Source organism: Conexibacter stalactiti (genome assembly GCF_033542075.1).
GTDB lineage: Bacteria > Actinomycetota > Thermoleophilia > Solirubrobacterales > Solirubrobacteraceae > Conexibacter > Conexibacter stalactiti.
Map to the genome: position 1 here is coordinate 1 of NZ_JAWSTH010000204.1, position 2731 is coordinate 2731.

The 2731-nt window shown below is 73.9% G+C and carries 2 protein-coding genes and 1 pseudogene; all 3 read left to right on the forward strand.

What is annotated here, in order from left to right; genetic code table 11:
* Positions 1-255, forward strand: a pseudogene (locus R7226_RS31215) (hypothetical protein); the annotation flags it as partial.
* Positions 252-1820: an anchored repeat ABC transporter, substrate-binding protein gene (locus tag R7226_RS31220; protein ID WP_318601465.1), complete on the forward strand. Its 1569-nt coding sequence runs from the start codon at positions 252-254 to the stop codon at positions 1818-1820. The pseudogene R7226_RS31215 and the gene R7226_RS31220, both read left to right, overlap by 4 nt.
* A partial coding sequence (locus R7226_RS31225) for a choice-of-anchor M domain-containing protein (RefSeq protein WP_318601467.1) occupies positions 1817-2731 on the forward strand: 915 nt, incomplete at its 3' end. The genes R7226_RS31220 and R7226_RS31225, both read left to right, overlap by 4 nt.

The window sequence follows — 2731 nt, forward strand, 5'->3', positions numbered from 1 at the left end:
CCCGCCGCGGCGCGCCGGCTCGGCCTCCCCGCGCGCGGCCGGCCGACGCTGCTGGCGGCCGCGCGCACGACGGCGACCAAGGCCGGACGCGTGACGCTGCGGCTGCGGCCGCCGGCGACGCTGCGCAGCCGGCTGGCGAAGGCGCGACGCTCCGCGGGCCGGGTCGTCGCTCGCCTGACCGTTCGGGTCTCCGTCCCCGGCGGCGGCAGCGCGACGGCGGCGCGCACCGTCCGCATCGTCGTCAGGTCGCGATGAGGTCGCGCCCGCGGGTGCTCGCGACGCTGGCGGCGGTCGCCGCGCTGGCGCTGCTGGTGGCGGGCTGCGGCGCCGCGCCCGGCCTCTCGACCTCCGACGAGCGGCTGCAGGTCGTCGCCACGACCGGGCTGCTGCGCGACCTCGTCGCCAACGTCGGCGGCGCGCGGGTCAACGCGGTCAGCCTGATCCCCGACGGCGGCGACCCGCACTCGTTCGAGCCGACGCTGCGCGACGTGCGCGACGTCGTCTACGCCGACGTCGCCTTCAGCAACTACATGCTGTTGGAGCAGCACAGCGTCATCAAGACGCTCGACGCCAACCTCGGCGCGGACGTGCCGAACATCTCGCTCGCCGAGGACTCCGTCAAGTACGCGGCGGAGATCATCCCGCTGGTCGAGAACGTCAACCTCGACACCGTCTGGCTGGGGCTGCGCGCCCGCGGTGACGGTGCGCGCCACGGCGCCGACCGCTCCAGCGACGTGCTGCTGTCGGCGACGGCGGCGACGGGGCCGGGGGAGGTCTTCGGCTATCTGACCGGCTCCTTCGGCGAGGCAGACGTCTCGTTCAACTCCGCCGACGGCTTCGACGCGAGCGACGGCTTCGAGCACGACACCGCGACCCTGCCGGCCGACGCCCACACGCACATGTCATGGGTCTTCACCGCGCCCGGGCGCTACACGGTCACGTTCGCCGCGAGTCTGCGCGTCAGCGCGACCTCGCGACCGATCCCGCTGGGGGAGGCGACCTTCGCCTTCGCCGTCGGCGTCGAGCCGACCGCGGCCGGCGGCGCCGACGCGGTCGTGCTCGACCAGGGCCACGCCGACCTGACCGCCGACCTCGACCGCGGCGAGCTGTACACGCTCTACGACCCGGAGGGCGGCGGCGAGCACGCGCAGCGCCGGTACCGCGCCGACGAGGTCGTGATCGAGGTGCCGTCGAAGGCGATCGCCGAGATCCCGGCCGGCGAGCAGTTCTCGTTCATGGGCAAGGCCGGCACCCAGATCTACCAGCTGCCGCAGGCGGTGCTCGGCAAGCACGTCCACGGCGAGATCGACCCGCACCTGTGGCAGGACGTGCGCAACGCGATGGCGTACAGCGAGCTGATCCGCGACACGCTGATCGAGGCCGACCCGCGGGGCGCGCGGGAGTATCGCGCCAACGCGGAGGCGTACCTGGCGCAGCTCGACGCGCTCGACAGATACGTGCGCCGCACGATCGCGGCGATCCCGCGCGCTCGCCGCCAGCTCGTCACGACCCACGACGCCTTCGCCTACCTCGCCCACGCGTACGGCGTCGAGGTCGCCGGCTTCGTGACGCCGAACCCCGCCGTCGAGCCGTCGCTGGCGCAGCGGCGCAAGCTGACCGAGACGATCCGCAACCTGCGGGTGCCGGCGGTCTTCCTCGAACCGAACCTCGCCGCCCGCTCCTCGACGCTGACCGAGGTCGCGCGCGAGCAGGGGATCCGCGTCTGCCCGATCTACGGCGACAGCTTCGACGGCGACGTCACCACCTACGTCCAGCTGATGCGGTTCAACGCCGCGTCGTTGAAGGAGTGCCTCTCATGAACTGTCGTGCGATCGCGGGAGCGATCCTGGGACTGGTGTGCCTCGCCGCGCCCGCGGCCGCGGCCGACCCCGGTCTCGACCAGCGGATCGACGCCGAGCAGGCGGTCGCGAGCGGCCGCAAGGTCCTCGCCGGCGGCCACGTCGACGTCGGCCCGCGCTTCGTCGGCGGACGCTGGACGCTGATGATCCACGACGACGCCGCGAAGGCCGATGCCGGCGGCAGAAGCGTCTGGCGTCACCCCGAGCGGACCGTGCTGCGGGTCACCGACGCCGCCCTGCGCCAGGTGCCCGAGGACCCGGCCTACGGCTTCCTCGGCGCCGCCCCCGGCCGCGAGGTCTTCGTCGTGCCGCAGACACAGAACCCCGAGGTGGTGTGGGTCGGCTGGAACACGCAGGACCCGCGCGTGATGGAGACGATCGACCGCGGCGTCAGACTGACGCTGGCCGGCGTCGAGGGGCCGGGCGCGCTGACCGTCTACCTGCAGTCGGGCGACTTCGCCGCGCCGCAGGTGCTGTGGAGCTCGACCGGCAGAGCGAGACCGGTGTGGGTCGACGTCAACACGCACACACACGCCAACTGGGTCTTCTCGAAGCCCGGCGTCTACCTCGTCCGCGTGCGCGTCACCGCCGACCTGGTCGACGGCTCGACGGTCACCGACACGCGCGCGCTGCGCTTCGCCGTCGGTTCGGGGACTGACGTCGAGGAGGCGTTCGCGGCACGTCCGAGCGCTGATGAGCCAGCGGCCAGCCCGTCGGCTTCGACCACCGAAGACGCTGCTGAGGACTCCGGAAGCTCAGCCCTGATCGCCGCGCTCGCCGTCGTCGCCGCCGCGCTGGCCGTCGCGGTCGCCGCCGTCGCCGTGCGCGGCGGCCGCGCCAAGCGTCGCGCCCGCGCCCGCGCCCGCGACGCC